This window comes from Pseudomonas sp. RIT-To-2 (assembly GCF_029623465.1).
In the GTDB taxonomy this organism is placed as follows: Bacteria; Pseudomonadota; Gammaproteobacteria; order Pseudomonadales; family Pseudomonadaceae; genus Aquipseudomonas; species Aquipseudomonas silvicola.
The window spans coordinates 51,303-57,795 of record NZ_JAPYKM010000041.1; the positions used below are offsets into that span (position 1 = coordinate 51,303).

General features: G+C 58.6%; 3 protein-coding genes and 1 other RNA gene. 3 read left to right on the plus strand and 1 reads right to left on the minus strand.

Annotated features, from left to right (window positions below; genetic code table 11):
- The first annotated feature begins 488 nt into the window (after window positions 1–488).
- Window positions 489–1,634: an efflux RND transporter periplasmic adaptor subunit gene (locus QBK88_RS26505; protein ID WP_277964371.1), complete on the plus strand. Its 1,146-nt coding sequence runs from the start codon at window positions 489–491 to the stop codon at window positions 1,632–1,634.
- A gap of 7 nt (window positions 1,635–1,641) precedes the next feature.
- A complete protein-coding gene (locus QBK88_RS26510) occupies window positions 1,642–4,734 on the plus strand; it encodes a multidrug efflux RND transporter permease subunit (RefSeq protein ID WP_277964372.1) in 3,093 nt (1,030 codons plus the stop codon).
- A gap of 899 nt (window positions 4,735–5,633) precedes the next feature.
- On the opposite strand, the gene ffs is transcribed toward QBK88_RS26510, so the two are convergent.
- Window positions 5,634–5,730, minus strand: an RNA gene (gene ffs, locus QBK88_RS26515) — signal recognition particle sRNA small type.
- A 293-nt stretch (window positions 5,731–6,023) separates the two neighbouring features.
- Between ffs and QBK88_RS26520 the strand changes: the two genes are divergently transcribed.
- On the plus strand, window positions 6,024–6,326 hold the full coding sequence (locus QBK88_RS26520) for a hypothetical protein (RefSeq protein ID WP_277964373.1): 303 nt from the start codon (window positions 6,024–6,026) through the stop codon (window positions 6,324–6,326).
- Window positions 6,327–6,493 lie beyond the last annotated feature (167 nt).

The following is a 6,493-nucleotide window of genomic DNA, read 5'->3' on the forward strand; positions in this document are numbered from 1 at the left end:
GTAACACACCGTGCCTATACAGCGCTGGATATCCACTACCCCCTCACTCTTCGCATCATAGCCTTGATCAACAGCGTGGCCATTGACGCATGTATTACCCTTTCGAGCTTGGTTCGCCACTCCGAATGAGGTAGCACCTACGTCTGAATATGGCGCCCCGAAAGTTGGCCAAGTGCTCACGCGATATCGTCCAGCGGCATGAAAGGAAACAAAGGTAATAGCGCACTCAAAGCAGCTTTCTCAACCTGACGAAATAAAGCACATAAGCATAGATACAACCTTTCGGGTGATGCGATTCCATGAGATGGAAAGATATCAGCTGGGTATTCGCATCGACGCCGATGGTGGAGGCCATCCTGGTACCGTATGACCGTGTGGGTGGTGATAAAGTTATGTTTAATTGATCTATTATATTCCTCTGGTTTTCCGTTAGATTGGCGCACCATAGATCCATACGCAATCGCTGCGCCTGCTGCCCTAAGGACCTCATGCACATCGCTTCTTTCACTCCATGGATGGCAGCACTCGCGATCGCTTCCAGCGGACTTTTTGTAGGCTGTCGCCCACCAGAGATAGCGGTTCCGTCGCCTGCGCTGCCGGTAGTGGACGTCGTCACCGCCACTCCCTCGACACAGACCCGAATCCTGCGCCTGACCGGGCGCATAACTGCCTATCGCAGCGCTCAGGTGCGCGCCCGCGTGCAAGGCACCGTGCAGAAGCGTGCCTACATTGAAGGAGAGGATGTGAAGGCCGGGCAAATACTGTTTCGAATTGATCCCGCCCAACTGGATGTTGAACTGGCTTCTGCCGAAGCCGAACATTCACAAGCGGCATCCGCCGCCGATGCGGCCACGGACATCGCCTATCGATCCAAGCAGCTGGTGGAAGACCATTCCGTCAGCATGCAGCAATACCGCAAGGATTTCTTCGCGGAGAAACAGGCACGCGCGATGGAGCAACTGGCGCTGGCGAAAGTCCGTTCCGCACGATTGCAGCTCGAATACGCGACGGTCACCTCCCCCATCTCCGGCCGCGCGCGCAAGGCCTTGGTCAGTGAAGGATCGATGGTTGGACAGGATGAAGGCACGCTGTTGACCACCGTTGAACAGATCGACCCGATCTACGTGGAGTTTGCCCAGCCGGGTGCCGACTACCTAGCTTTACGCAAAGCACGCCTAGCCAACCCCGATGACATGAAGGCCCAGACTGTTAGCCTTGAGTTGAGCGATGGCTCTGTTTATAGCCTTCCGGGTAAACTGAATTTCTCCGACTCCGCGCTGGACCCGCAAACTGATACCGTGGCCCTTCGTGCCGTGTTCGCCAACCCGGAACATCTCCTGCTGCCGGGCATGTACGTGCAGGTCGAGCTTGAACGTGCCACCGCGAACAAGGCCGTTCTGATTCCGCAACGCGCCTTGGGCCGGGGGGACAAAGGCGCGTATGTCATGGTGGCGCAGGACGGGATCGCGCATCAGGTATATGTTCAGGCTGATTGCCTTGAAGCAAAGCAATGGCGGGTCGACTCGGGTCTCTCGGGGGGGGAGCGCGTCATTCTGGGAGGCAGCGCTTTGCGAGACGGGCAGCCTGTGCAAATAAAGGAATCGGCAGAACCTGCGGCGATCAGCCAGCGATAAGGACACCATGTCAGCATTTTTTATCGATCGCCCGGTCATGGCCTGGGTGTTGGCGATTCTGTTGTTTCTCTGCGGCGCCTTTGCGTTGACTGACCTGGCCGTCGAACGCTACCCCAATGTTTCACCACCACGCATCGGCATTGAGGCGTTTTATCCCGGTGCCTCGCCCCAGGTCGCGGAACGTACTGTTACCTCGGTCATTGAGCGTGAGCTCAGCGGCGTTCCGGGTCTGCTTTCGTTCAACTCCAGCAGTATCGAGGGGCACGTCGAAATCAACGTGTTGCTCATCCCTGGCACCAACACCAAGCTTGCGGCAGTCGAAGTGCAGAACCGTATCAAACGAGTTGAAGAACGCTTGCCAGAAAGCGTGCGGCGCCAGGGTATTCAGGTCGAACAGAGCAGCCAGAGCCCGCTGCTCTACGTCACGCTGAGCGCCGACAACCCTGACGTGAACGATATTCAGCTCGGCGACCTTGCCACCAGCCTCGTGCGACCTGCCTTGCTGCGCGTCAGCGGCGTCGGCTCGGTGAACTTGTGGAGCCCCGAATACGCCATGCGTATCTGGCCCGACGTTGACAAACTGACAGCGCTGGGCATCACCACCAACGAGTTGGTGACTGCCATCAGCCAGCGCAACGAGCGGATTCCTCTGGGCTCGTTCGGCGCCGCGCCGAGTTCGCCCAACACAACGCTTACCGCGCCGTTGTCAGTTGAAGAGAACCTCGATACCGCCCAAGAATTCGGTGACATCCCCCTGCGCGTCAACAGCAATGGCTCAGCGCTGCGAGTGGCCGATGTGGCTCGGGTCGAACTCGGCGCAAGCGACTATTCCTATCCCGCCTTTCTCGAAGGCAAACCCACTGCCGCCATGTCGGTCCGACTGGCCTCCGACGCCAACGCGCTGGCCACCACTGAAGCCATTAAAGCCACTCTGGCTGAGCTGTCCACGCAGTTTCCCGCCGGCGTGCATTTCCAGACCTATTTCGACAATTCTGCCTTCGTCAAACTGTCTATCAAGAAGGTCGGCTACACGCTGATCGAAGCCATGGTGCTGGTCTACCTCGTGATGTGGGTGTTTCTGCGCAGCCTACGAGCGACGCTGATTCCTACTCTGGTCGTGCCCATCGCACTGAGTGGCACCTGCGCCGTGATGTGGGCACTGGGGTTTTCGATCAACGTCCTCACGCTGTTTGGCATGGTGCTGGCGATCGGCATCCTGGTGGATGACGCCATCGTGGTGGTGGAAAACGTCGAGCGCATCATGCAGCAAGAGCAACTACCCGCTCGGGAAGCCACCCTCAAGGCGATGGGTCAGATCAGCGGAGCAATCATTGCCATCACCGTCGTGCTGACAGCGGTATTCCTGCCGATGGCGTTCCTCAGTGGCGCAGTCGGGGCCATCTATCGACAGTTCTCCGTTGCACTGGCGGTGCCGATGGCGCTGTCGGCGTGGCTGGCGCTGACCCTCACCCCGGCCTTGTGCGCGACGCTGCTCAAGCCACACCAGAAAGCTGCAGCACAGGACAGGGCCGCTACTTTCAGCCAGCGCTTGAACGCAGCCTATGGACGGGCGCTGCAACGCATGCTCAGTCGGCCGCTTCGGTACATGTGCCTGTATGGCGTGCTTTCGGGCGCAGTCATCCTGCTGTTCATGCACTTGCCGGGTGGCTTCCTGCCCAACGAGGACGAGGGCCGTTTTTCCGCAGTGATCCTGCTGCCGACCGGCTCGACTCAAGGCGCGACGCGAGCGGTGGTCGAAGAGGTTCAGGCGTACATGCGCCAGGACGCCAATATCACCAGTATCTTCGCGGTGCAGGGCTTCAGTTATTTTGGCGATGGCGAAAACGCGGCGATGGTATGGCCCACCATGATCCCCTGGTCCCAGCGCACACAGCCTGACCAACAAATGGATGCAATCCTTGCGCGCTTCAATGCCCGCTTCAAAAAGGGCACTTCCAGTGAGCCCGATGCGCTGATCAAAGGACTGCGACCGCCACCGATCAATAGCCTGGGAACCTCTGCGGGCGTCGAAATGCAGCTGCAAGACCGTGCAGGCGTGGGCCACGCGGCACTGATGACCGCCAAGGACCGCTTGCTGAAATTGGCCAGCAAAGATCCGGCGCTGGCCAGCGTTCAGTTCTCCGGCCAAGACGACGCACCCCAGCTGCGGGTCAGCATCGATCGGCTCAAGGCGCAGAGCATGGGGGTCGAGATATCGCAAATCAACCGGACCCTGGAAACCCTCTACGGCTCGCAGTATCTGGGCGACTTCATTCTAGATAATCAGGTACGGCGCATTCTTGTCCAGGCTCGCAGCGACGACCGCAAGCTGCCGGACAGCATGCTTGAGGCGCAGGTACGAAACCAGCGAGGCGACATGGTCCCGCTGAGTTCATTTGTCAGCATGAAATGGACGCGAGGCGCGCTGGTTGTTTATCACTACGACGGCTTTCCCTCGCTGGACATCAGCGGCACCCCTGCCCCCGGCTATAGCACGACACAGGCCATGGACAGGCTCGCGGAACTAGCCGCGCAGTTGCCGACCGGTATCGGCTATGAGTGGGCTGGCCAATCCTGGCAAGAACACACTTCCGGGCAACAGGTGCCTCTACTGTTCGGCCTGTCGATCCTGATCGTGTTCCTTTGTCTGGCGGCGCTTTATGAAAGCTGGTCGGTTCCGCTGACCGTCGTGCTGGCCATTCCCTTGGGCATGCTCGGCACGTTATTGGCGAGTACTGCACGCGGGTTGCCCAATGATCTGTATTTCAAGGTGGGTGTCATTACCATCATCGGGCTGTGCGCCAAGAACGCGATCCTTATCGTGGAGGTGGCGCAAACGCTCATGAGTGAAGGCCGCAGCACCCGCCAGGCGATACTCGACGCCGCGAGGATGCGTCTGCGGCCAATCGTCATGACCTCGCTGGCCTTCATGTTCGGCGTACTGCCACTGGTGCTCGCGAGCGGTCCGGGATCAGCGAGCCAGAGAGCAATCGGCACCGCCGTGTTTGGAGGCACGCTCAGCGCGACAGTACTCACCTTGTATTTTGTACCGCTGTTGCACAGCTTGATTGCGCGATTGCGCAAGTGTGGCGCTGATTGAAAACTGACCCACCCTGCCGATTGATAAAGGACCCAGGGCCGATTGCCGATTTGTGCCAGGTATAACGGTCAGGAACCATGGGTCAGCCTCATTCCTGGCTTCTAGCTTACAAAGCCTAGCCAGGGACTTGATTTCATTCTGAGTCAGCTGCCGCTTTGAGTCGATGTGCATTCGAGCTGCTGTCTGCAGCCACTTTGGGCGCCCATTCAGCCAGGTCTCAAAATCATCAGCTACTACAGGCCCGGCCTCAATCTTTGTCGTGGTGCGCTTGTCTCGAGAGGAAATCCCTGAGCGCAGGCCATTAATGGCCTTTTGATACTGCTAGGCCATTATAAGGGCCGCAAGATCTAGAGTTAGGCCTTCGCCGCCACCAATGCGAGCGGTATTGCTCATCTACTACCGCCATACAGCCCTTGGAGGTTTCGCTTTCCACAGGCACAGAGCTGGGCACTTGGGGCGTTAACGGGGTGCTTACAGGAACTACGGGAAGGCTGTGCTCAGGGAGTCCTACGACAATGACCTCAGACTCGCTTCGTAACCAAGACGCCCAACTGAGCCGCGTACCGCCAGTCTCCCTTGAGCCCCTGAGGCACTCAAGCGAGAGACTGGTACCTCTAAACGCCAGGGTGAAGAGACGCTGGATTTGAGCAAGGAACTCGCATCCACGGATTAACGCTTCCCGCTTGCAACGGGTCTGTAACGATCTTAGGATTCCACGCTTAGGAAAGAGAGGATGAATGGCATCAATCGGTCACGACGATTCGGAAGTAGAAAACCGAGTGTCGAGACAACCAAAGGTAGGACGGGATATGGGACACGATGGATCACTCTTTGGATCACCACGCGGTGACAGAGCGAAAAGTCGTTTGAAATCAGGATCTTAGTAAGAATGGAGGCAACCCCACCAGCCACACCCCGGCACACAATGTTCCCGCTGTGGCTGCTCCCTTCCGGGCCTGACCAGGTTAACGGGTAATCGTTGCGGGGGGACCGATGGGGTCACCATAACAACACTCGCCTGGCAGCGAGCGGGGCCATTGTACCGGTCTGGGGCGAAGATACAACCATTGATTGCAGAAAAAATCCTCAAGGGGTTCAAGCACTTGGGCGCCCCCCTACATCTGTAGGGGTTGCCGGGGACCAATCGGCTTCCTAGCATGCCCGCGCAACCGTATTTGCGGGGGCCAGGAGTGGAAGCCTGAAAGCAAGGAACCATGACACCGTGCGAGTCGTTGATCTGCGGATCAGCTTCGCCTGCGGGGTACATTCATTCGCTTGAGGATTTTTGCATGACCACTACTCGCTTCCTGCCCCTGACTGCGACCGTTGAAACGTCGGCAGTGTTGCATCTTGATAGCCATGCTCAGTTGGCTGATCTGTGTACCGTCGCTGACCAACGCCTGAACCTCGCCCGCCATGTACTCGCCGCCCTTGAAGGCGCTGACGAGTGCGATTACCGCCACCTTGCCCGTGCCGCCCAGGTCTTGCTGGAGGATGGCTGCGGGGTGATGGGTGTGATCGAGCGGCGGGTGGAGGGACGGGATGGGCAAAAGCCGCGGGCTTTGGGGCGGCCGGATTTGACGGTTGTTTGACGGGATTATCGGGCAGGTCTTCTAGATCTGTAGAGATAGCGTGGGCCTCTTCGCGAGCAAGCTCTGCTCCCACGGTGCCATGTTGCTCAGATGCAGTGTGGGACCGGGCGTTAGCTCGGGAAGGGAGCGCCGCGGTGTGCCTGGTGGTGCGTGGTGTCTGCTTCCCG